The 23,798-nt window shown below is 64.7% G+C and carries 15 protein-coding genes; 13 read left to right on the top strand and 2 right to left on the bottom strand.

The window, feature by feature from the left end; genetic code table 11:
• Nucleotides 1-497: 497 nt before the first annotated feature.
• Entirely contained in the window at nt 498-5,714 is a 5,217-nt protein-coding gene (locus tag ABIA42_RS37300) for a beta strand repeat-containing protein (protein ID WP_370116013.1), read from the top strand.
• Nucleotides 5,715-5,792: 78 nt separating this feature from the next.
• A complete protein-coding gene (locus tag ABIA42_RS37305; RefSeq protein WP_370116012.1) occupies nt 5,793-8,024 on the top strand; it encodes a CHASE2 domain-containing protein in 2,232 nt (743 codons plus the stop codon).
• A 187-nt stretch (nt 8,025-8,211) separates the two neighbouring features.
• On the opposite strand, the gene ABIA42_RS37310 is transcribed toward ABIA42_RS37305, so the two are convergent.
• Complete coding sequence (locus tag ABIA42_RS37310; RefSeq protein WP_271527041.1) at nt 8,212-9,807, bottom strand: ABC transporter substrate-binding protein; 1,596 nt, start codon at nt 9,805-9,807, stop codon at nt 8,212-8,214.
• 199 nt (nt 9,808-10,006) lie between these two features.
• On the opposite strand from ABIA42_RS37310, the gene ABIA42_RS37315 reads away from it, so the two are divergent.
• The 11 genes from ABIA42_RS37315 (at nt 10,007) to ABIA42_RS37365 (ending at nt 23,095) form a co-directional block, all read left to right on the top strand.
• Nucleotides 10,007-11,668: an ABC transporter substrate-binding protein gene (locus tag ABIA42_RS37315; RefSeq protein ID WP_370116011.1), complete on the top strand. Its 1,662-nt coding sequence runs from the start codon at nt 10,007-10,009 to the stop codon at nt 11,666-11,668.
• A 228-nt stretch (nt 11,669-11,896) separates the two neighbouring features.
• Entirely contained in the window at nt 11,897-12,850 is a 954-nt protein-coding gene (locus tag ABIA42_RS37320; protein ID WP_194390076.1) for an ABC transporter permease, read from the top strand.
• A 3-nt stretch (nt 12,851-12,853) separates the two neighbouring features.
• Nucleotides 12,854-13,756, top strand: coding sequence for an ABC transporter permease (locus ABIA42_RS37325; RefSeq protein ID WP_035669569.1), 903 nt, complete (start codon nt 12,854-12,856; stop codon nt 13,754-13,756).
• A gap of 197 nt (nt 13,757-13,953) precedes the next feature.
• Nucleotides 13,954-15,012: an ABC transporter ATP-binding protein gene (locus ABIA42_RS37330; RefSeq protein ID WP_370116009.1), complete on the top strand. Its 1,059-nt coding sequence runs from the start codon at nt 13,954-13,956 to the stop codon at nt 15,010-15,012.
• Entirely contained in the window at nt 15,009-15,206 is a 198-nt protein-coding gene (locus ABIA42_RS37335) for a hypothetical protein (RefSeq protein ID WP_271527032.1), read from the top strand. Before ABIA42_RS37330 ends, ABIA42_RS37335 begins: the two co-directional genes overlap by 4 nt.
• A complete protein-coding gene (locus ABIA42_RS37340) occupies nt 15,203-16,618 on the top strand; it encodes an amidase (RefSeq protein ID WP_370116008.1) in 1,416 nt (471 codons plus the stop codon). Before ABIA42_RS37335 ends, ABIA42_RS37340 begins: the two co-directional genes overlap by 4 nt.
• On the top strand, nt 16,615-17,592 hold the full coding sequence (locus ABIA42_RS37345) for an ABC transporter ATP-binding protein (RefSeq protein ID WP_370116006.1): 978 nt from the start codon (nt 16,615-16,617) through the stop codon (nt 17,590-17,592). Before ABIA42_RS37340 ends, ABIA42_RS37345 begins: the two co-directional genes overlap by 4 nt.
• 377 nt (nt 17,593-17,969) lie before the next feature.
• Nucleotides 17,970-19,718 (top strand): type I secretion system permease/ATPase, encoded by a 1,749-nt coding sequence (locus ABIA42_RS37350; RefSeq protein WP_370116005.1) that lies wholly within the window; start codon nt 17,970-17,972, stop codon nt 19,716-19,718.
• Entirely contained in the window at nt 19,715-21,049 is a 1,335-nt protein-coding gene (locus ABIA42_RS37355) for an HlyD family type I secretion periplasmic adaptor subunit (protein WP_370116004.1), read from the top strand. The genes ABIA42_RS37350 and ABIA42_RS37355 overlap by 4 nt, the downstream gene beginning before the upstream one ends.
• A 217-nt stretch (nt 21,050-21,266) precedes the next feature.
• Nucleotides 21,267-22,736, top strand: a complete 1,470-nt coding sequence (locus ABIA42_RS37360; RefSeq protein ID WP_370116002.1) for an AMP nucleosidase — start codon at nt 21,267-21,269, stop codon at nt 22,734-22,736.
• A gap of 83 nt (nt 22,737-22,819) precedes the next feature.
• Nucleotides 22,820-23,095: a DUF1488 family protein gene (locus tag ABIA42_RS37365; RefSeq protein WP_028179600.1), complete on the top strand. Its 276-nt coding sequence runs from the start codon at nt 22,820-22,822 to the stop codon at nt 23,093-23,095.
• A gap of 166 nt (nt 23,096-23,261) precedes the next feature.
• Here the strand turns inward: ABIA42_RS37365 and ABIA42_RS37370 are convergent, their stop codons facing one another.
• Entirely contained in the window at nt 23,262-23,744 is a 483-nt protein-coding gene (locus ABIA42_RS37370; protein ID WP_124159354.1) for a CinA family protein, read from the bottom strand.
• Nucleotides 23,745-23,798: the final 54 nt, after the last annotated feature.

A 23,798-nucleotide genomic window follows, 5' to 3' on the forward strand; every position in this document is an offset into this window, starting at 1 on the left:
CCCAAAACCGTGGGACAGGCTGAAACAGGCCTGCCCAAATTGCCTAAAATTTTACGATCCGAGGCCTAGGAGGGCACGCTGCCATGATATGGAGCCTGTTGCAGGCAGGAGTTGCGAGGTCGCTGATTCTGCATCCTATGGCTAACAGCGCGCTATTTCACTGGTTCTGTTAGTTAGGTCACAGATCTAGTTCCATATTTGGCGCAGGATGTTGCAGGGCATCATGCGAGAAAGATAACGCAAGTATCTCTTCGACCAATTTTACAATAAACGACTTGGGATGATGGGAAATGCGTGCATCTAAGCTCATTTCGACTTCAGAATGCTTGGAATGTTACTTCAGCTTCTCTGGGAAGGCGCTGGCCTGCCGGGGCTCTTACGGCCAGGTCACGCGAAATCACACAAGCAATAGATGGTTTCGCTAAGGACTTGGTAATGCTAAGCAAGCTTAGGCGGTTGATACTTACTTAAATTTAAACCCTTTTTGCGGTGCCCGGTTGAATTACGCTGGCAAATTTGACGCCGCGACGTCCTTGGACGGCCAGGTTTCCGCGCCTGGCCACGTCCATGCCGATTCCCTCGTGGCCAAGCCCTTCATCGCAAAGGGGCACGGCCATGTGCCTGATGGCGCGTTCGTTGTTCCCGACCCCAACCTGATCTTCAACGGCGAGTTCAAGCGCGCCGGCCTCGATCTCGTGCTGTCCCACGAAGGTCAGGAGTTTGTGGTTCATGATTATTTCAGGGGCGAGAAGCGCGCCGCGATCGCCTCGCCCGACGGCGCCCACCTCACCGGCGACATCGTCAATGCCCTCACCGGCCACGTCCAGGTTGCCCAGGCCGCGCCCGGCGCCGCTGCGGCCCAGGTCATCGGTCACGTCACAAAACTCTCCGGCAGCGCGACCGCGATTCGCAACGGCGTCTCGGTCATCCTGAACAACGGCGACAATGTCGAGAAGGGCGACGTGGTCTCGACCGGCGCCGATTCGACGCTCGGCATCACCTTCATCGACGGCACCGTGTTCGGCCTGTCCTCCAATGCGCGGATGGTGCTGAACGAGATGGTCTACGACCCCAACGGGTCGAGCAACTCCTCGCTGCTCAGCCTGGTCGCGGGCACCATCACCTTCGTCGCCGGCGAGACCGCCAAGCATGGCGACATGAAGGTCGACACGCCGGTCGCCACCATGGGCATCCGCGGCACGGCAGTGCTGACCCAGATCAACTTCGTCGTTCCCGCCGGTGGCGGCGATCCGCAGCCGCAGGCGAGCTTCCAGGTGTTGGTCGAGCCGAACGGCACGACCGGCTCCTACATCCTGTTCGACAAGGTCACGCTGCTGCCGATCGCGACGGTCAACCAGGCCGGCCAGATGATCCAGATCAGTGGCGGCAACGTCTCGATCGGCAATGCGCTGATGTCGCCGGAAATTCAGAAGCTGATCACGGACGTGTTCACGCTGAAGTTCACCGACAACAACACCAACACCAAGCTGACCACGAACTTCACCGACACGATCACGCCGATCAGCCTGGACTTCGTGCTCAAGTCGGGGTCCGGCCCCGTCGCAGTCGCGACATTCGTCGATCTCAGCCCGCAGGGACGCGACGGCCCCAGCAATTCAACGCAGCAGGCCACCCGTGTTCCCGGCCAGCCGATCGTGCAAAGCGTCGACGTCGGCGGTAATATAAAGACGGCCTTCGCGCTGACTGAGCGCGCGGGCATAACGGGCGACACGCATGCCGATACGATCACCGGCCTGATCAGATTCGTCGATCAAAACCTCGGCGACCGGCCGACGGTGTCGGTGAGCCTCGCCGAAGCGCCGAACTACGTCTACAAGAGCGCCGGCCAGCAGGACGTTACCGGCTCGCTCACCGAGCTCCAGAAGCAGGGCATCGCGGCGACGCAGATCCAGATCAGCGTCGTTGCCGACCCCGCCAACGAGAACAACGGCTCGGCGGTCTGGACCTACACGATCCCCGACAAGGTCTTCGACTTCCTCGCGGCCGGCGAAACCCTGACGCTGACCTACATGGTGCGGGTCGATACCAATTTCGTGGTGAACCCCGAGTCCAGGTTCATCCCGATCACCATCACGATCACGGGGACGAACGACAAGCCGGTGGTGACCATCAGCGTTCCGATCATCACCTTCGAAGGCGGCACCAGCGTGCCGGGCGGTCCGCTCACCAGCGACGTTCCGACGTCGGGCACGCTGAACTTCAGCGACGTCGACCTCACCGACAAGCATACGGTGTCGGTGGCGCTGACCAGCGCGACCTTGCCTGATGGCACCGTGCCGCCGGGCCCGCTCGCGGCGTTCCAGAGCGCGATGTCGGTTGCGATCGCGGCGGGCGCGGACAGCACCGGGGACGGCACCGGAACCATCAACTGGTCGCTGGCCGATCTGCCCGTCTATCTCGCCGACTTCATCCCGAAGGGTGAGGTGCTGACGCTGGTCTACACCGTGACGCTCACGGACTCGCAAGGCGCGACCTCGCAGCAGACCATCACCGTCACGATCACCGGCACCGATGCGCCTGCCGTGGTGTGGATCGCGACCGAGGGACCCGGCGCTCCCTCCGGCGGCTTCTGGAAGGACGCGGCGAACTGGGCCACCGGTACGGTTCCGACCATCCACGACGACGTCATCGTCATCACCGATCAGCTCCACGGCCTGACCCCGTCCTATCCGGTGACGATCGATGCCGCCGCCTATGCCAATTCCTTGACGCTCGACGACTACGACACGACGCCGGGCCACGAGACTCCGGAGGTCATCAACAACAGCACGCTGACCATCGGGGGCAAGCTTGCCCTGAATGCCGACGCGAAGTTTACCAACTCGCTCGGAGGTCACGTCACCGTCGGCGGGACGATCGATGTCGAAACGATCACCCGGACATCCGGTGTGGTCGTCACCAACACCAGCACGATCACGAATGCGGGCACGCTCACCCTGGCCGCAGGCGGCACGATCGATACCCTGACCGCCATTGCCAATTCCGGCATAATCGACCTCTCCGGCGGCACGCTGCTGCTGAAGAGCGACGTCACCAATGCCTGCGGTACCATCCAGGTCGATGCCGGCGCGACGCTGATCGTCGATGGCGCGACCGTCGATGGCGGCACCGTCGCGATTCTCGGGACGCTTGAGCTCGACGGCACCAGCCCGATCGAGAACGGCACGCTGAACAATTCCGGCACGGTCAATGTCAATGGTACGGTCGAGTTTGCCAACGAGGCCGTCTCCAATGCCGCCGGCGGCACGATCAAGGTGCTGGCGAATGGCTGGCTGACCATCGACCAAGGCTCCAGCGTCGCCAATGCCGGCCACGTCACGGTCGATGCCTCGGGTAAGCTATCGATCAGCGACGCAACCATCAGCGGCGGCACGGTGACGATCGCGGGCGCGCTGGTATCGACTGGCACCAGCGCGGTCCACAGCGCCGACATCAACAACACAGGCACGGTCTCCGTCACTAGCGGCACGCTGACGATCGATCCCGGCTTGCTTCATGCCATCACCAATCAGGGACTGATCGAGGCGGTGGCCGGCGGCACGCTGAGGCTGACGACGGCCACCATCGCCAACGCCGGCGGCACGATCGTAGTCGACGGCGCCTCGAAGCTCCATCTGACCGACGTCACGATCAATGGCGGCAGCCTGACCAATGCCGGCAATCTCTACAGCGTCTCCGGCAGCAACACGATCACAGGCGCCGTGACCAACACCGGTACGATCGAAGTCCAGGCCGGCACGCTGAATCTGTCCGGCGGCATCACCGGCGTCGGCACGCTGATCGTGGATCACGACGCGACGCTGGAGTTTTCGGGCGCGATCGGCTCGATCCACATCGTCAACTCCGGGTCGATCCTGGGTTCCGGAGGCAATGCTGCGATCCACATCGAGCAGGCAACTGGTTCGGTGGTCGACAATGACGGCATCATCGGGCCAGCCGTTGCGGATTTGACCTCCACCACCGACGCGATTGTCACGATCGACGGCAGCATCACGATCAACAATACCGCCGAGATCAACGGCAACATCTCCGTTGCCAGCGCGATCTTCTACAATCAGGCGTGCGGCATCTGGACGGTGGCCGGCACCAGCGTCTTCGGAAACGTGTCCTCGATCGTCAACGCCGGCGAGATCGATCTGCTCAATGGTGCCTCGATATCCGTGACCGGGCTCGGCATCACCAATTCGAACGAGATCGACAGCTGGGGTACTGCATCGATCACGGGCACCATCATCAACAATCACTCGATCGAGGTCCACACCGGCACGTTGACGCTGGTCGGCACGCTGTCGGGCTCGGGGTCGGTCACCGTGGATGCCGGCGCGACGCTGAAGCTCGAGGACGCGGTATCGCAGACGATCACGCTGGCAGGCGACGGCGCCAGGCTTCAGATCGACACGTCGACCTTTGGCGGATCGATCGCGGGATTGTCCGCGACCGACCAGATCGACCTGTCGACCATCGCGTACGGCGATGGCACCAGCGCGGTCTACGTGCCCAATTCCAATCCCGCGACCGGCGGCGTGCTGATGGTGACCGATGCGAACGGTCACAGCATCCAGCTGACCCTGGTCGGCGCGGACTACAGCAACGCGCATTTCGCCGGCAGCTCCGATGGCCATGGCGGCACGCTGATCACGTTCAACGCGGTCGATGACGCGCCGGCCTTCACCGCGGCCGAGGCCGCACCGAGCGTGGCCTTCGCCGAGCTTCCGGACACCACAGGCTCCTCCGCGCTCGACCCGGTATCGGGCGGATCCGGCACGATTCACTTCAAGGACGTCGATCTCACCGACCGGCCGACGGCGACGGTCTCCGGCCAGGACGTGACCGGGCTCGCCGCTGACGGTGAGACGCCGCTGACGCTGACCCAGGACCAGATCGACGCGCTGGAGCATGCCCTGAGCCTTCAGCAGGCCGGCAACAAGAACAACGGCGCCGTTGGCTGGAGCTATTCGATCGCCGACCAAGCGCTCGACTTCCTCGGCGAGGGCGAGACCGTGAAGGTGGTGTCCACCATCACGCTCGACGACGGTCAGCTCGGGACCGACACGGCCGTGGTCACGGTGACGATCACCGGTGCCAACGACGCGCCGGTGATCAATGTCGACCAGCTCAACGTGACCCAGAACGGCGGTGTGGTCACCGTCCACGGTCTGTCCGTCGCTGATCCCGACACCAACGACACGTTCACGATCGCGGCGACTGCGGCGTCGGGCGCTAGCGTGAATCCGTCGGAGGGGTCGGGCTCCCTGGCCGCCATCAATTCGGCACTGCAGGCGGTTACCTATACCGAACTAGGCGAGAACGCACCTGCGACGGGCCAGATCGCGGTCACCGTGACCGACAGCCACAACGCGACTGACACGGTCAATTTGATCTTCAACCTGACCGAACAAGGCACGGTGTCTCTCGCAGGTACGACCGGCAAGGACGTGTTCTTCGGGACCGGCTATCAGGATCAGTTCGTGTTCGCCGCCGACTCTGACCACGACACGATCCTCGATTTTGAGCACGGTCAGGACCACATCAACCTGACGGCGGTTGTGGCGACCGATATCGACTCGGCATGGATAGCCCAGCACGTGGTGGCCTCAGGAGCTGACACCCTGATCACGATCAATGCGACGGACACCATCCTCCTGAAGGGTGTCGCCCAGGTCCAGGCGAGCGACTTCATCGTCCATGCCTGATCGCTGCGCGATGGGCCGCGATCGTCTGCAAGCCGATCCGCGCTGCCGTTCGCCATCAAAGCGTGATATCCAACCCCCATGAAGCGTCTCAAGATCCTGCGGCGGTGGTTTGCGCGGAAGTTCGGCCTTGCGCGGCTGATGTGCCTCGTGCTGCTGGTTCTGTTTGCCGGCGCCCGGCTCTGGGATCCGCCGCCGATCCAGGAATTGCGGCTGCGCACCTTCGACATGTTCCAGCTGATCGATCCGCGCCACAAGACGGCGCGGCCGGTCACCATCGTCGACATCGACGACAAGAGCCTCGCCAAGCTTGGCCAGTGGCCGTGGCCGCGGACGCGGATCGCCGACCTGATCCAGAACCTCACCAACAACGGCGCGGTGGCGATCGGCTTCGACGTGGTATTTTCTGAGCCCGACCGGCTCAATCCGGATCTGGTCGCGGGCCAGATGCGCTCTCTCGACGATGCCACCCGCGCCAAGCTGCGCGAGCTGCCGACCAACGACCAGATCCTTGCCGAGGCGATCAAGCGCTCGCGCGTGGTGCTGGGCGAGACCGGGCAGCGAGCGATCTCGTCTGAGATCGACAAGTCGCTGCCGTTCACCGGCGTCGCGACGGTTGGCGAGGAGGGCGCCGAACGCTTCCTGTTCGAATTCCCGGGCCTGCTCCGCAACGTACCGGTCATCGAGAAGGTCGCGGCCGGCCGCGGCCTGTTCACCATCAAGACCGAGCGCGACGGCCTGATCCGCCGCGTGCCGATGGTGATGCGTGCCCAGGGCCACATTATGCCCTCGCTCAGCCTCGAGATCCTCCGCGTCGCCACGGGCACGCCGACGCTGCTGATCCGGACCGACAAGACCGGCGTGCGGGCCGTTCGCCTCAAGGGCGTCGAGATTCCGACCGACAAGAACGGCCAGCTCTGGGTGCACTATGCGCGCCAGGATCCTTCGATCTACGTCTCGGCGGCCGACGTCCTCGACAACACCGTGCCGCCCGCCAGGATCGCCGGCAAGCTGGTGCTGGTCGGCACCTCCGCAGTCGGTCTCAACGACATCAAGACCACGCCGGTGTCCTCGACCATGCCCGGGGTCGAGATCCATGCACAGGTGCTGGAAAGCCTGCTGAGCCGCGCGGTGATCTCGCAGCCGAGCTACGCGCTCGGCGTCGAATTGATCGCCGCGCTGGTCATCGGACTGCTCGTCATCATCTTCACGCCGAATCTCGGCCCCGTCCGCCTCGTGCTGGCGGGCGCGGCCTTCGCTGCCATCCTGGTCGGCACGTCCTGGTTCTTCTACAGTCAGCACCGCTACCTCATCGACTTCACCTATCCGCTGCTCTCGACCACCGCGATCTATCTGACGCTGATTTTCGCCAGCTTCGTGCGCGAGCAGCGCCAGCGCGTGCAGATCCGCGGCATGTTCGCGCAATACATGTCGCCGGTGCTGGTCGAGCAGTTGGCCCAGTCGCCGGAAAAGCTCGTGCTCGGCGGCGAGGAGCGCGAGATGACGATCATGTTCTCCGACGTGCGCGGCTTCACCACGATTTCCGAGAGCTACAAGCACGATCCGCAAGGGCTGATCGCACTGATGAACCGCTTCCTGACGCCGCTGACCGACGTGATCATCGAGCGCAAGGGCTACATCGACAAATACATGGGCGACGCCATCATGGCGTTCTGGAACGCGCCGCTCGACGATCCCCAGCACGAGGTCAATGCCTGCGAGGCCGCGATCCAGATGCTGGAACAGATCGACGTGGTCAACAAGGAGCGCGAGCAGGAGGCCGCCGACGGCGGCCACGTCTACATCCCGCTCAATGTCGGCATCGGTCTCAACACTGGTATCGGCGTCGTCGGCAACATGGGCTCCGACCTGAAGAAGAACTATTCCGTGCTCGGCGACAGCGTGAACCTGGCCTCGCGCCTGGAAGGGCAGACCAAGGAATACGGCTTTCCGATCATCGTCGGATCCAGGACCGCGCTCGCGGCCAAGGAGAAGTTCGCGATCCTCGAGCTTGACTTCATCATGGTCAAGGGCAAGACCGAGCCGGAGGTGATCTACGCCATCGCCGGCCGTGAAGACGTGATGCATTCGGGCGCGTTCCAGCGCCTGCGCAACGTCACCATCGAGATGCTCGGCTGCTACCGCAGCCGCAACTGGCAGGGGGCACTGGACGCGATCGAGCGCGGCCGCCGCAGCGAGGATGCCGACACGCTCGAGAAGCTGTTCCGGCTTTACGAAGCAAGGATCAAGGATTTCCAGCTCAATCCACCGCCGGAGGGCTGGACCGGCGCGTATACGCTGCTGACGAAGTAGGACTGTAAGCGAGAGGGCATCGCTCGTGCCACACTAAAGGTGTCGTCCCCCATAACCACAGGGAGCAGCCGTAACGCGAGATCGGCAACTACGAGTCTTCGCAAAACCGAGTCCTGTGGCCATGGGTCCCGGGCTCGCGACTATGTCGCGCCCCGGGACGACAGTGGTGTTTGCGCAGGGCGGCCCCTCACTCAACCCCGATCGTCGTCAGATCCTGGAACCAGTGCTGCGCCTGCACGAATTGCTTGATCTTCGGCGACAACGCGTGCGGGTTGGTGTCGTGGACGACCCAGACCAGTGCGGCATCGTCCACGATCAGCGCATGCGCCTGCGCCAGCAGCTCGTCCTGCTTGGTGGCATCGAAGGTCTGCTTGGCCTCGTCGATCAGCGCATCCACCTTCGGGTTCTTGTAGCCGCCCCAGTTGACGCCGACGGGCGCGATCTGCCCGGAATGGAAGAAGCGGACGATGGCGTAGAGCGGGTCCGAGGTGACATAGGCGATGTTGTTGGCGGTGATGCCGGCGTTCATCTCGTCGGCCGCGCCCTTGCGCCAATGCGTATAGAGCGTCTCGAGCTCGACGACCTTGAAATCGATGTCGATGCCGATCTCCTTGAAGCTCTGCTGCAGGAATTCGTTCATCGGCAGCGACAGCATCTGGCCGGTGCCGCCTTGCGCAATGATGAAGGTGGTCTTGAGCGGCTTCGCCTTGGAGTAGCCGGCCTCCTCGACCAGTTTTTTCGCGGCGGCGAGGTCATACTTCAATTCGAAGCTGGGCTTGCCGAACCACGGGCTGGACGGGTCGACCTGGCCCTTGGCTGGCTTGGCCAGCCCGTTCATCAGGCCGACCACCGCCTCGCGATCGATCGCAAGGTTGAGCGCCTTGCGCAGGCGGATGTCGGTCCAGGGCGAGCCGGGAAGCACGCTGAGATGATAGTTCCAGACATGCGGCGTGACGTTGTCGACGAGCTTCATGCCGGCCGCTTTCAGCTGCGGGACGGCATCCGGCGCCGGCGTCTCGATCAGGTCGACTTGTCCCGCAAGCAGCGCATTGGTGCGCGTCAACGCTTCCGGCATCGGCACCAGCACGATCTTGTCGACCTTGGGAATCCGCTTCTTGTTCCAGTAGTCAGGGTTCTTGGTCAGCTCGGCGAGCTCGCGCGGCACCAGCTTGGTCAACTTGAAAGGGCCGGTGCCCGAGGGCTGGCTGGCGAACTTGTCCCAATCCTTGCCGAGCTTTTCATATTGTGCCGGGCTCGACACCAGGAACCACAGCATCTGATACGGGAAGAAGGAATCGACCGTCTTGGTGGTGATCTCCACGGTAAAGTCGTCGACCTTGGCGTAGCTTGCGACGGAGGGCAGGCGGGTCTTCACCTGCGCGCTCTGCCGCTTGTCGAATTGCGGCGCCTTGTCGTTGAGCACCTTGTCCAGATTCCAGATCACCGCATCGGCGTTGAACTCGCTGCCGTCGTGAAACTTCACGCCCTTGCGAAGCGTAAAGCGCCACTTGGTCTTGTCGGCATCGTCGACTTTCCATTCGGTGGCGAGCCCCGGCACCAGCTTGCCGGGGCGATCGGCGACGTCCATCTCCCAGGCGACCAAGGGATCGTAGATCGTGTAGGCCGTGAATTGGTAAGCGCCGGCGCCGCGATCGGGCTGGCCTGTCGTCAGCGGGATGTCCGCCATCGAGATGCCGTAACGCACCACCGTTTCGGCGCGCGCCGAGATTGCGGAAACTGCCAACGCAAGCACGGCGAGACAGGTCGACAGACGAATACGCATAAGTCAAAGCTCCAGGGAGGATCTGGGGCCGAACTTGCAATCTTGATGCCAGAATAGGCAGCGCGCCGATTTCGCCCGTGCGTCATCACAAAGACTTGTCGTCCCGGGGGCAATCTGCAGAATAAGTTTCTCCTTGGCATAGCCATTGCATACTGCTGCATCAAAATTAATCATCGAAAGCCGGAAAAGGATTGAGGCGATGCTTATCAAGAAGAACAAGACCCGCGCGGCGCTGATCGCGCTGTTGGCGCTCGGGAGCGTGGCCGCATGGCCGCGCGCGGTCAGCGCCGAGACCGTGCTGCGCATCGGCATGACCGCTGCCGATATTCCGCGCACCCTGGGTCAGCCCGATCAGGGCTTTGAAGGCAATCGCTTCACCGGCCTCACCATGTACGACGCGCTGACCGGCTGGGACCTGTCCTCCGCCGACAAGGCGAGCGTGGTGATCCCCGGTCTCGCCACCGAGTGGAAGGTCGACGATGCCGACAAGACCAAGTGGGTGTTCAAGCTGCGCCCCGGCGTCACGTTCCATGACGGCTCGCCGTTCAACGCCGATGCCGTCGTGTGGAACGTCGAGAAGGTGCTGAAGCAGGACGCGCCGCAATTCGACGCCAGCCAGGTCGGCGTCACGGCGTCGCGCATGCCGACGCTGGCCTCGGCAAAGAAGATCGACGACATGACGGTCGAGCTCACCACCAAGGAGCCCGACAGCTTCCTGCCGATCAACCTCACCAACCTGTTCATGGCGAGCCCGGCGAAGTGGCAGGCCTTCTACGACAAGGCCGAAGGCGCCGATGCCAAGGCGAAGTCGCAGGCCGCCTGGACCGCGTTCGCCAAGGACGCCTCGGGCACCGGCCCGTGGAAGATGTCGAGCTTCACGCCGCGCGAACGGCTCGAACTGGTCAAGAACGCGAACTATTGGGACAAGGCGCGCGTGCCCAAGATCGACAAGATGGTGCTCTTGCCGATGCCGGAAGCGAATGCGCGCACCGCGGCGCTGCTCTCGGGCCAGGTCGACTGGGTCGAAGCGCCTGCGCCGGACGCGCTGCCCGAGCTCAAGCAGCGCGGCTTCAAGCTCTACGCCAACGAGCAGCCGCATGTCTGGCCCTGGCAATTCTCGCGCGTCGAAGGCTCGCCCTGGAACGACATCCGCGTGCGCAAGGCGGCGAACCTCTGCATCGACCGCGAAGGCCTCAGGGACGGCCTCCTCGCCGGCCTGATGGTGCCCGCAACCGGCACCTTCGAGCCCGGCCATCCCTGGCGCGGCAAGCCGACCTTCGAGATCAAGTACGACAAGGCGGCTGCGCAGAAGCTGATGCAGGAGGCCGGCTTCGGCCCCAACAAGAAGCTGACGGTGAAGACGCAGACGTCCGCGTCGGGCTCGGGACAGATGCAGCCGCTGGCGATGAACGAATATCTCCAGCAGGCCCTCGCCGAATGCTATTTCGATGTGAAGCTCGATGTCATCGAGTGGAATACGCTGTTCACCAACTGGCGCCGCGGCGCCAAGGACCCCTCGGCCAACGGCTCGAACGCGACCAACGTCACCTATGCGGCGATGGACCCGTTCTTCGCCCTGGTGCGCTTCCTGCAATCGGGCATGGCGCCGCCGGTCTCGAACAATTGGGGCTTCATCAACAACCCCAAATTCGACGAGCTGGTGAAGAAGGCGCGCCAGACCTTCGATCCCGCCGCACGTGATGCCGCGCTCGCCGAACTGCATGCGGCCTCCGTCGACGACGCGGCCTTCCTCTACGTCGCCCACGACGTCGGCCCGCGTGCGATGAGCCCGAAGGTGACCGGCGTCGTGCAGCCGAAGAGCTGGTTCATCGACTTCTCGCCGGTGTCGATCGCGCCGTGAGGCGGCCCTCACTCTATCCTCACGTCATGCCCGGGCTTGTCCCGGGCATCCACGTCTTTCCGCAGCTCAGTCATTCCGGGGCGCACGCAGGGCGAGCCCGGAATCTCGAGATTCCGGCTTCGATGCTTCGCATCGTCCCGGAATGACCGAGCAGGAAGAAACGTGGATGGCCGGGACAAGCCCGGCCATGACGTCCGAGATGTCCATGCGCCAACCTGAGTAAACAACGTGCTCGCCTATATCGCCCGACGCATCGTCTATGTCGTCCCCATCGTCATCAGCGTGGCGCTGGTGTGCTTCCTGCTCGTGCACATCACGCCGGGCGATCCGCTCGTTGCGGTGCTGCCGGCCGATGCCTCGCAGGAGCTCGCGGCGCAGCTTCGCGCCGCCTATGGCTTCGACCGGCCGCTGCCGGTGCAGTTCGGCCTCTGGCTCTTGCGCGCGCTGCATGGCGACCTCGGCAATTCCATCGCGACGGGCCGCCCGGTGCTCGCCGAGGTCATGCGCGCGGTCGGCAACACCGTCACGCTCGCGATCGCTGCGGCGATCATCGGCTTCACGATGGGCATCCTGCTCGGCTTGATCGCCGGCTATTTTCGCGAGACCTGGATCGACAAGGTCGCAACGTCCTTTGCCATCGCCGGCGTCTCCGTGCCGCATTACTGGCTCGGCATGCTCCTCGTCATCATCTTCTCGGTACAGCTGAACTGGCTGCCCGCAGTCGGCGCCGGGCCCGGCGGCTCCAATTCCTGGGCCTGGGACTGGGCGCATCTGAAATATCTCGTGCTGCCGGCGATCACGACATCGGTGATTCCCATGGGCATCGTCACCCGCACGGTGCGTGCCCTCACCGGTGACATTCTCTCGCAGGATTTCGTCGAAGCCTTGCGGGCCAAGGGCCTGCACGAGCGCGGCGTGTTTCGCCACGTCGTCAAGAACGCCGCCCCCACGGCGCTTGCCGTGATGGGTCTTCAGCTCGGTTACATGCTCGGCGGCTCGATCCTGATCGAGACCGTATTCTCCTGGCCGGGTTCGGGCTTCCTGCTCAACTCCGCGATCTTCCAGCGCGACCTGCCGCTGCTGCAGGGCACGATCCTGATCCTGGCGCTGTTCTTCGTGTTCCTCAATCTGCTGGTCGACATCGCCCAAGCCGCGATCGACCCGCGTATCAAGCGGGGCTAGCCGATGAGCGAGCTTCCGCTTCACGCCACCGCCGACGCCGCGCTGCAGGCCGCGCCCGCGACCAAGGCGCGCGGCTATTGGGCGACCGTCGGCCGCCGCATCATGCGCGACAAGGTCAGCATGGCCTGTGCGCTGGTGCTGTTGCTGATCTTCCTCTCCGCGGTCCTTGCGCCGTGGCTGGGTCTCGAAGATCCCTACAAGGGCTCGATGATCCGCCGCCTGCGCCACATCGGCACGGCGGGCTATCCGCTCGGCACCGACGAGCTCGGCCGCGACATGCTGGCGCGGCTGATCTACGGCGGCCGGCTGTCGCTGGTCATCGGCATCCTGCCCGTGATTCTCGCCTTCTGCATCGGCACCTCGCTCGGCATCATTGCCGGCTATGTCGGCGGCAAGCTCAACACCGCGATCATGCGCACGGTCGACGTGTTCTATGCCTTTCCGTCCGTGCTGCTGGCGATCGCGATCTCCGGCGCGCTCGGGGCCGGCATCCTCAATTCCATCGTGTCGTTGACGGTGGTGTTCGTGCCGCAGATCACTCGCGTCGCCGAGAGCGTCACGACGGGCGTGCGCAACATGGATTTCGTCGAGGCCGCGCGTGCCTCCGGCGCCGGGCCCTTCACCATCATGCGCGTGCACATCCTCGGCAACGTGCTCGGTGCGATCTTCGTCTATGCCACGAGCCTGATCTCGGTCTCGATGATCCTGGCGGCCGGTCTGTCCTTCCTCGGTCTCGGCACCAAGCCGCCGGAGCCGGAATGGGGCCTGATGCTGAACACGCTGCGAACCGCGATCTACGTCAATCCCTGGGTCGCAGCGTTGCCGGGCGCGATGATCTTCGCGGTCTCGATCTGCTTCAACCTGCTTTCGGACGGCCTGCGCAGCGCCATGGACATCAGGAACTGACGAATGATGATGCAGAAGCACAATGGCGCCGCACGGAAGGTCGTCATGCCCGGGCTTGTCCCGGGCATCCACGTTCTTCGTTCCGCGTGGCAAGGCGTGGATGGCCGGGACAAGCCCGGCCATGACGGCGTGGAGGCTCTAGTACCAGCCATATGGGGTTGCCCCGCCGGGATCGGGAAAAGTGTAGGGCGGCTGCCATGAGCGAGAATGCCTCTGTCGCCATGCTGGAGCCGGTCGAGGACGTCGGCGGCGTCGCGCAGCCGCTGCTTCAGGTCAACGGCCTGACGAAACATTTCCCGGTGCGCGGCGGGCTGTTCGCCGCCAAACGTACCGTGCGCGCCGTCGACAACGTCTCGTTCACCGTCGCCAAGGGCGAGACGGTCGGCATCGTCGGCGAGTCCGGTTGCGGCAAGTCCACCACCGCGCGGCTGCTGATGCATCTGATGCCGCGCGACGACGGCGACATCATCTATGACGGCATGACCGTTGGCCAATCGCTGAGCCTGCGCGAATTGCGACGCGGCATGCAGATGGTGTTCCAGGACTCCTACGCCTCGCTCAATCCGCGCCTCACCATCGAGGAATCGATCGCCTTCGGCCCCAAGGTGCACGGCATGGCCGACGCCACGGCACGCGCGCTCGCGCGCGAGCTGCTCGGCAAGGTCGGCTTGCGTCCGGAAACGTTCGCCAACCGCTATCCGCACGAGATCTCCGGCGGCCAGCGCCAACGCGTCAACATCGCGCGGGCACTGGCGCTGTCGCCGCGGCTGGTGATCCTGGACGAAGCCGTCTCGGCGCTCGACAAATCGGTCGAGGCGCAGGTGCTCAATCTCCTGGCCGATCTCAAGCGCGAGTTCGGCCTGACCTATCTGTTCATCAGCCACGACCTCAACGTGGTCCGCTACATCTCGGACCGCGTGCTGGTGATGTATCTCGGCGAGGTCGTCGAGCTCGGCCCGGTCGACCAGGTCTGGGACGCGCCTGCCCATCCCTATACGCGTGCCCTTCTTGCGGCGATGCCGTCGTCGGATCCCGACCAGCGCACCGAGACGCCGCCGATATCAGGCGATCCGCCCAATCCGATCGATCCGCCCCCGGGCTGCCGCTTCCATACCCGTTGTCCGTTTGCGGAGCCGCTCTGCGCAAATGCGACACCAAAGCTCACCGCGCTCGATAGAATGGGCCACGAGGCCGCGTGCTACATGGCTATACCGGGTTCAGGCCATAGCCGCGCGCCCAGGGAGAAGACCGCATGACGAGACCGACACCGAAAGAGATCAAGCCGATCGCGCTGGTCGCAGGCGTGCCCGTGGACGACGAGATCGCAACCCGCATCTCCAATGCCATCGGACCTGCCTTCGAGGGCTTCGCGGCCATTGCCGGCACGCTGCCGTTCGACCTCGAGCCCGCCGGCTATGTGCTCGCGCAGACGCAGAAGGTGTCGAAATGAGCACCGAACCCGCATTGATGACGCTGACCGAGGTCGCGCGTGCGATCGCGACGAAGCAGCTGTCCTCGCATGAGGTGACGCGCGCGCTGTTGCATCGCATCGCGCAGTGGCAGCCGCGCCTCAATGCCTTCATGTCGATCGAGGCAGAGGCTGCGTTGAAGGCGGCTGATGCAGCCGATGCCGAGCTTGCCAAGGGCAACGTCCGTGGTCCGCTGCACGGCGTGCCGCTCGCGCACAAGGATATGTACTACGACGCGGGCCACGTCGCGACCTGTGGCTCGCTGATCCGCCGCGACTTCGTGCCGACCGTGACCTCCACGGCCTTGCAGCGGTTGAAGGATGCCGGCCAGGTTCGCCTCGGCACGCTGCATCTGGCTGAATTCGCCTATGGGCCGACCGGGCATAACGCCCATTACGGCCCGGTGCGCAATCCCTGGAATGTCGCGCACATCACCGGCGGGTCGTCATCCGGCTCCGGCTCCGCGGTCGCCGCGCGCCTGACCTATGCGGCGCTTGGCTCGGATACCGGCGGCTCGATCCGCATGCCCGCGCATTTCTGCGGCGTCACCGGCCTCAAGACGACGGTCGGCCGCGTCAGCCGTGCCGGCGCGATGCCGCTGTCGCAATCGCTCGACACCGTCGGCCCGCTGGCGCGCACTGCCGAGGATTGCGCGCTGTTGCTGGCCCTGATGGCCGGCCCCGATCCCGCCGATTCGACCTGCAGCCACGAGCCGCTGTCGGACTACGTCGGCGCGACCAAAGGCGCGCTGAAGGGCCTCAAGATCGGCGTGCCGGTCTCCTTCTATGTCGACGATCTCGACAGCGAGGTTGCGCGCGTGCTGGACGAGACCATCGCGGCGCTCAAGCGCGAGGGCGCCGACATCGTCAAGGTCGAGTTGCCGGACCAGCGGCAATTGTCCTCGGCCAGCCAGCTCGTGCTCGCCGCGGAAGCCGCCGCCTTCCACAAGCGCTGGATGATCGAGCGTCCGCAGGATTATGGCGCGCAGGTCCTGATGCGGCTCCAGAACGGACTCGCCGTTCCCGCCATCACCTATCTCGAGGCCATGCGCTGGCGCGGGCCGGCGCTCGCCGCCCACAACGCCGCGACGTCAGGCGTCGATGCGGTGATCGCACCGGCCTCGCCGGTGCCGGCACCGACGATCGAGGAGAGCGACGTCGTCGGCGGCCCGAACGCGCCGGCGCTGCTGCAGCGGCTCACGCTGTTCACCCGTCCGGTGAATTTCCTCGGCCTGCCGTCGCTCACCGTGCCCTCCGGCTTCACGAAGACCGGCCTGCCGGTCGGGATGCAGCTGATCGGTCGTTCCTTCGACGAAGCGACCTTGCTCACCATCGGCGCGGCCTTCCAGCGCGCCACCGACTATCACGATCGATTGCCGAAACTGCCGTCATGACAAAGCTCGTCGAGATCTCGGGCCTCAACATCCGCTTCACCGGCGAGCGCACGGTCTATGCCGTGAACGATCTGAGCCTCTCGCTCGGCAACAGCGAGGTGCTGGGCCTGCTCGGCGAGTCCGGTTCGGGCAAGAGCGTGACACTGCGTGCGCTGATGCGGCTGCTGCCGAAGAAGCGCACGCAGATCACTGGCACGGTCAACGTGCTGGGCCGCGACGTGCTCGCCATGAACGACGAGGAGCTGTCGTCGTTTCGCGGCCAGACCGTGTCGATGATCTTCCAGGAGCCGGCGCTCGCGCTCGATCCGGTCTACACCATCGGCGCTCAGATCGCCGAAAGCGTCGTGCGCCACGAAGGCAAGAGTTTCGCGGAGGGCAAGGCGCGGGCGCTCGAAATGCTCGAGGTCGTGCGCATCCCCTCGGCGAAGCGCCGGCTCGACGCCTATCCGCACGAGATGTCCGGTGGCATGCGTCAGCGCGCGATGATCGCGCTCGCGCTCGCCTGCCGTCCCAAGATCCTGCTGGCGGACGAGCCGACCACCGCGCTCGATGCCACCGTGCAGATCCAGATCCTGCTGCTGCTGCGCGAGCTGCAGCGCGAGTTCGGCATGTCCGTCATCTTCGTCACCCACGACATCGGCGTCGCCATCGAGATCTGCGACCGCGTTGCGGTGATGTATGCCGGCCAGATCGTGGAGCAGGGCACGCTTCGCGACATCGTCCGCTCGCCGGTGCATCCCTACGCCAAGGGCCTGCTCGCCTCGACCATCCACGGCGCCAAGCGCGGCGCCCGCCTGGAGACCATTCCCGGCACCCCGCCCTCGCTGGCGGAGAAGCCGCACAACTGCTCCTTCGCTCCCCGCTGCAGGCTCGCAGAGCCGCGCTGCCTCGAGCAATTGCCCGCGAATGTCGAGGTCGGACCGGGCAGGGCGGCGAGATGCGTGCTGGCGCAGCCGGTCACCGTGGTGTCATAGTCTCGGATGAGTTGAGCTAAAGCATGATCCGGACAAGTGCGTAGCGGCTTTCCGAAAAGATCATGCTTAAACAACAACCTGAAGCGATGACGATTCACCCCAGTCGCATCGCGCTGTAGCCCCCGCATTCGGCAGGCCGGAACTTTCAGCCTCTCCGTTTTCCCGGAAGAGGCTGAAAGCCTGCAAGAAAAAGCCGCACGCCTGTGAAATTCCGGACTTGCGCGGGAGGTCATCAGGGGTAGATGTGGCCTCATCAGGGCTCTGGATGAGCTCGGCTGCGTTGGACGCCGGGCAAACATGATGTTAATCCGGGGCGAGTACCCTGAATTGCCCGTGAAATCAGGGGCTTTGCCCCCTAGTCGAAAGAGATCAGACTGATGGCAGCCATCCCTGGCGTCCGCCGTTCAGAGCTCGGTGACGCCTTGCGCGCTTGTCGCACGGCATTCATCGGCGTCGGCTTGATGAGCTGCATGATCAACCTGCTCTATCTGACCGGGTCGATCTTCATGCTGGAGGTCTACGACCGGGTGCTGCCGAGCCGCAGCATCCCGACCCTGGTCGGCCTCATCATCCTCGCCAGCTTCCTCTACATGGCGCAGGGCGTGCTCGACATGATTCGCAACCGCATCCTGGGGCGGATCGGTACGTCGCTCGACGAAGCCCTCAACAAGCGCGTGTTCGACACCATCGTGCGACTGCCGCTTCTGGTCGGCAGCCGCAACGAGGGCCTCCAGCCGCTGCGCGATCTCGACAATGTCCGTTCCTTCCTCGGCGGCATGGGCCCGAGCGCGTTCTTCGATCTGCCCTGGCTGCCGCTTTATCTCGCCATCTGCTTCGCCTTCCACGTCCTGATCGGCGTAACCGCGCTGGTCGGCGCCATCATCCTGGTCGGCCTGACGCTGGTTTCCGAGTTCATGTCCCGCCAGCCGGCACGCGAAGCGATGGGGCTCGCCGCCCAGCGCAACGATCTCGCCCAGGCCAGCCGCCGCAACGCCGAGGTGATGGTGTCGATGGGCATGGCGGGACGGATGAACCAGCGCTGGAGCGAAGCCAACGAAAAATATCTTGCCGGCAATCAGCGTGCGAGCGACGTCGCCGGCGGTCTCGGCGCGGTCGCAAAGGTACTGCGCATGATGCTGCAATCGGCCGTGCTCGCGGTCGGCGCCTATCTCGTCATCCACCAGGAGGCGACGGCCGGCATCATCATCGCCGGCTCGATCCTCGCCGCCCGCGCGCTCGCACCGGTCGATCTCGCAATCGCGCATTGGAAATCCTTCGTCGCCGCACGCCAGAGCTGGCACCGTCTCACCCGCCTGTTGGAGCAGATGCCGGCGCAGGCGATGCCGACCCAGCTGCAGGCGCCCACCAGCCGCCTCTCGGTCGAAGGCGTCGCCATGGTGCCGCCCGGCGATCAGCGCCTCGTCGTGCAGGACGTCACCTTCGCGCTCGCCGCAGGCAACGGCCTCGGCGTGATCGGCCCGAGCGGCTCCGGCAAGTCGTCATTGATCCGCGCACTGGTCGGGGTCTGGCAGCCGGTGCGCGGCAAGGTGCGGCTCGACGGCGCGGCGCTCGATCAATGGTCGTCCGACATGCTCGGCCGCCACATCGGCTATCTGCCGCAGGACGTCGAATTGTTCGGCGGTACCATCGCGCAGAACATCAGCCGCTTCGATCCCGAGGCGACCTCCGACGCGATCATCGCCGCGGCCAAGGAGGCCGGCGTGCACGAGATGATCATCAAGATGCGCGAGGGCTACAACACGCAAGTCGGTGAGCAGGGCGCGGCGCTCTCCGCAGGCCAGGCGCAGCGCGTGGCGCTGGCGCGCGCGCTCTACGGCAGGCCCTTCCTGATCGTGCTCGACGAGCCCAACTCCAATCTCGACACCGAAGGCGACGAGGCGCTGACCCGTGCCATCCGTGCCGCGCGCGAACGTGGTGCCATCGTCGTCGTGGTGGCGCACCGCCCGATCGGCGTCGAGGCAGTCGACCAGATCCTGGTGCTGCGCGACGGCCGCATGCAGGCGTTCGGTCCCAAGGAGCAGGTGCTCGCCCAGGTGCTGCAGCCGCGCGCGACGCCGCCGGCACCGATCAAGATCGTCAGCGAAGGCGGAGTGGCCAAGTCATGAGCACGCTGGCCATCGGCGGAATGAAGCCCGCCGCCAAGAAGACTGTAGGTGATTCCATCAGGTTTCACCTGGTCCTCGGTCTCGCGATCGTGGTGGTGCTGGTCGTCGGCCTCGGCGGATGGGCGTCGACCGTCTTGATCTCCGGCGCGCTGATCGCGCCGGGGCAGATCGTGGTCGAATCCAACGTCAAGAAGGTGCAGCATCCGACCGGCGGCGTGGTCGGCGAGGTGCGCGCCCGCGACGGCGATCGGGTCAAGGCCGGCGACATCGTGGTGCGGCTCGACGACACCGTGACCAAGGCCAACCTTGCCATCGTCACCAAGAATCTCGACGCCGCGCAGGCGCGCGCGGCGCGACTCCAGGCCGAGCAGCGCGGTCTCGACAGCATCGAGTTTCCGCAAACGCTGATCGAGCGCGCCAGCGATCCCGACGTCAAGGTGCTGCTCTCGGCCGAAACCAAGCTGTTCGACGTCCGCGTCAACGGCCGCACCGGGCAGAAGGCGCAGCTGCGCGAGCGCATCACGCAGCTCAACGAGGAAATCTCCGGTCTCAGCGCCCAGGAGAAGGCCAAGGACCAGGAGATCGCGCTGGTGCAGAACGAGCTCACCGGCGTGCGCGAGCTCTACGAAAAGCGCCTGGTGCAGATCTCGCGCCTGACCCAGCTCGAACGCGACTCGGCGCGTCTCAACGGCGAGCGCGCGCAGTACATCGCCTCGCGCGCCCAGGCCAAGGGCAAGATCACCGAGACCGAGCTCCAGATCATCCAGATCGACAAGGACGTGGTCAGCGAGGTCTCCAAGGACCTGCGCGAGACCAACGACAAGATCGGCGAGCTGATCGAGCGCAAGGTCGCCGCCGAAGACCAGCTCCGCCGCATCGACATCCGCGCGCCGCAGGACGGCATGGTGCTGCAATCGACCGTGCATACCGTCGGTGGCGTCATCACCGCCGGCGATACCTTGATGCTGATCGTTCCGCAGGCCGACGATCTCCAGGTCGAGGCCAAGGTCAATCCGGTTGATATCGACAAGCTCCAGATCGGCCAGAAGACGCTGCTGCGCCTCTCCGCGTTCAACCAGCGCACCACGCCGGAGCTCAACGGCGTCGTCAGCCGCGTGTCGCCCGACGTCACCACCGACCAGCGCACCGGCCAGGGCTACTACACCATCCGCGTCTCGATGCCGGCCGAGGAGGTCGCCCGGCTCGGCGATGTCAAGCTGATTCCCGGCATGCCCGTGGAGGCCTTCGTCCAGACCGGCGACCGCACCATGCTGTCCTATCTGATGAAGCCGCTGCACGACCAGCTGATGCGCGCCTTCCGGGAGAAGTGACGCGCGAAAGCGCCTCATCCCGGAGCGCGCTTGGCGCGCATCCGGGATCTCGGGCGGCATACTCGGTCTCGTCGGGTGGGCAAAGGCGCAGCGCGCCGTGCCCACCATCTTTCTCCCGACGAGCATATTGGTGGGCACGCTTCGCTTTGCCCACCCTACGGCACCACCTTCTTTGCTATAGTTCGAGTCAAAGCCCCAATAGCCCGGCGGTCGAACAATGCAATCTCCCCCCTCCATCGCCACCGAATCCTTCTCCGATGCGTCCGCGGCCGTGGCCCGCCTCGAAGAGATCTACGAGCGCAACACGAAATTCCTGCGCGACCGGTTCGAAGCTTATGTTGGCGGCGAAGCGATCACGACGCGGATGCGGGCCTATTATCCCTTTGTCCGCATCACCACCGCGACGCATGCGCGGCTGGACTCCCGCCTGTCTTACGGCTTCGTCGCAGGCCCCGGCGTGCACGAGACCAGCGTCACGCGGCCGGATCTGTTCCGCAGCTATCTCACCGAGCAGATCGGATTGCTGATCCAGAACCACGGCGTGCCGGTCGAGATCGGCGAATCCACCGAACCGATCCCGATCCACTTCGCCTATCGCCGCGACATCAACATCGAAGCCGCCATCACGACCAGCGAGAACTCCGCCGTCACGCGGTCGCTGCGTGATGCGTTCGACGTGCCTGATCTCGCGACGATGGACGATGCGATCGCCGACGGCACCTTCGAGCTGCAGCCGGGGACGCCCAAGCCGCTGTCCCTGTTCCGCGCCGCCCGCATCGATTACTCGCTGCGCCGGCTTTATCACTACACCGGCACCGATTCCGAATATTTCCAGAACTTCGTGATCTTCACCAATTACCAGTTCTATGTCGACGCCTTCGCGCAGCTCTGCCAGCAGCGTCTTCAGTCCGGCGAGGCGGGCCTCGACGCTTTCGTGGCGCCCGGCAACGTCATCACGCGCAACGGCGGCGCGTCGACGGGCGTTGCCCCCGCGCGCACACCGCAGATGCCGGCCTTCCATCTGGTCGCGCCGGGTTATCGCGGCATCACGCTGATCAACATCGGCACCGGCCCGTCCAATGCGCGCAACGTCACCGACCATGTGGCCGTGCTGCGGCCGCATGCCTGGCTCATGCTCGGCCATTGTGCGGGCCTGCGCAACACGCAGCGGCTCGGCGACTACGTGCTCGCGCACGGCTATGTGCGCGAGGACCATGTGCTCGACCGGGAGCTGCCGCTGTGGGTGCCGATTCCTGCGCTCGCCGAGATGCAGGTCGCGCTCGAGGAGGCGGTCGAGGATGTCACCGGGCTCGAGGGTTTCGAGCTGAAGCGCCTGATGCGCACGGGGACGGTGGCGAGCGTCGACAACCGCAACTGGGAGATTTCCGGGCCTGAAGTGATCCGCCGCCTGTCGCAATCGCGCGCGGTCGCGCTCGATATGGAATCAGCCGCCATCGCCGCCAACGGCTACCGCTTCCGCGTCCCCTATGGCACGCTGCTCTGCGTCTCGGACAAGCCGCTGCACGGCGAGATCAAGCTCGCCGGCATGGCCAGCGAATTCTACCGCCGCCGTGTCGGCCAGCATCTCGAGATCGGCCTGAAGGCGCTGGAGCGGCTCAAGCAGCAGGAATCGGAGCGCCTGCATTCGCGAAAGCTCCGCAGTTTCGCCGAAGTCGCGTTCCAGTAGGTCGGGGCCCCCCTTTCATCCTTGCTGACAAGCCGGAGAATTTTTCGCATTGTCCGCGAGGGGGGCCGACCGGGACGCTTGCAATGCCGCTCACGCGCGACAAGATCATTGGCCATGATCTCGAACGTCTGGCCTTTCGCTTCACCATGCTGAACGATGGCGAGGTCGTGCAGTGCCAGATCAGCGACGCTGCCATGGACGAGCTCGCGGGCATGCAGGGCACCGAGAGCAGCGCGCGCCAGGCACAATTTTTGTCGCTGCGCGAAACCATCGAACGCATTGCGTCGGACCTCTACGACGAAGCGCCGCGCTTTCACGGCTATGTGGTACGGATTTTCATGAGGCATTTGAGACGGTAGGCCTACATATTCCGCTGTCATGCCCCGGCTTGACCGGGGCATCCAGTACGCCGCGGCGTATCGATTCAATCACAACGGTCTCAGCGTGCTGGATCGCCCGGTCAAGCCGGGCGACGACAGTGGTGTTGGTGGTGAGAACGTCTCGATTCGCTCACAGCGCAGCTGCTCACCCCTCCAGCTTCCTCAGCAACAACTTCAGCGCCGTTGCCGCAAACACCTGCATGTTCGCAAACCGGTCGCTGCTGCCCGTCTCCAGCGTCATCACCTCCGCGGCGGGGCCTGCGACCGCCATGCAGCTATGGCCCGCAGCGTCGCCGTAGCGGTTGCCGGTGGGGCCCGCCGCACCGGTCTCGGACAGGCCCCAATCACAATTGAAGCGGCTGCGCATCTGCTCGGCCAGCAATTGCGCGTAGGGCTCCGACGACGACCGAAAGCCCTTCATGCCGTCATCCGAAATATCCATCAGCACCCGTCTGGCATCGCGGGTGTAGACCACCGCGCCGCCCAGGTAATAGGCGGAGGCGCCGGGCACCGCGAGCAGACTGGCGGAGATCAGGCCGCCGGCCGATGATTCCGCAACCGCGATGGTCTGTTTGCGCGCGATCAGTTGGGCCGCGACCCGTTCCGCAATGCCGACGAGCTCTTTCATCCCTGAAACCCCTCATTCCTTCGCAACCGAGCTGCGCCTTCCTAGCATATGCCG

This window comes from Bradyrhizobium sp. USDA 327 (genome assembly GCF_041262065.1).
Taxonomy (GTDB): Bacteria; Pseudomonadota; Alphaproteobacteria; order Rhizobiales; family Xanthobacteraceae; genus Bradyrhizobium; species Bradyrhizobium liaoningense.

Coding starts and splice junctions, on each gene's coding strand:
- ABIA42_RS37305 (WP_370116012.1), top strand. CDS start 5,793: ATGAAGCGTCTCAAGATCCTGCGGCGGTGGTTTGCGCGGAAGTTCGGC.
- ABIA42_RS37350 (WP_370116005.1), top strand. CDS start 17,970: ATGGCAGCCATCCCTGGCGTCCGCCGTTCAGAGCTCGGTGACGCCTTG.
- ABIA42_RS37345 (WP_370116006.1), top strand. CDS start 16,615: ATGACAAAGCTCGTCGAGATCTCGGGCCTCAACATCCGCTTCACCGGC.
- ABIA42_RS37315 (WP_370116011.1), top strand. CDS start 10,007: ATGCTTATCAAGAAGAACAAGACCCGCGCGGCGCTGATCGCGCTGTTG.
- ABIA42_RS37335 (WP_271527032.1), top strand. CDS start 15,009: ATGACGAGACCGACACCGAAAGAGATCAAGCCGATCGCGCTGGTCGCA.
- ABIA42_RS37330 (WP_370116009.1), top strand. CDS start 13,954: ATGAGCGAGAATGCCTCTGTCGCCATGCTGGAGCCGGTCGAGGACGTC.
- ABIA42_RS37340 (WP_370116008.1), top strand. CDS start 15,203: ATGAGCACCGAACCCGCATTGATGACGCTGACCGAGGTCGCGCGTGCG.
- ABIA42_RS37310 (WP_271527041.1), bottom strand. CDS start 9,807: ATGCGTATTCGTCTGTCGACCTGTCTCGCCGTGCTTGCGTTGGCAGTT.
- ABIA42_RS37370 (WP_124159354.1), bottom strand. CDS start 23,744: ATGAAAGAGCTCGTCGGCATTGCGGAACGGGTCGCGGCCCAACTGATC.
- ABIA42_RS37355 (WP_370116004.1), top strand. CDS start 19,715: ATGAGCACGCTGGCCATCGGCGGAATGAAGCCCGCCGCCAAGAAGACT.
- ABIA42_RS37360 (WP_370116002.1), top strand. CDS start 21,267: ATGCAATCTCCCCCCTCCATCGCCACCGAATCCTTCTCCGATGCGTCC.
- ABIA42_RS37365 (WP_028179600.1), top strand. CDS start 22,820: ATGCCGCTCACGCGCGACAAGATCATTGGCCATGATCTCGAACGTCTG.
- ABIA42_RS37325 (WP_035669569.1), top strand. CDS start 12,854: ATGAGCGAGCTTCCGCTTCACGCCACCGCCGACGCCGCGCTGCAGGCC.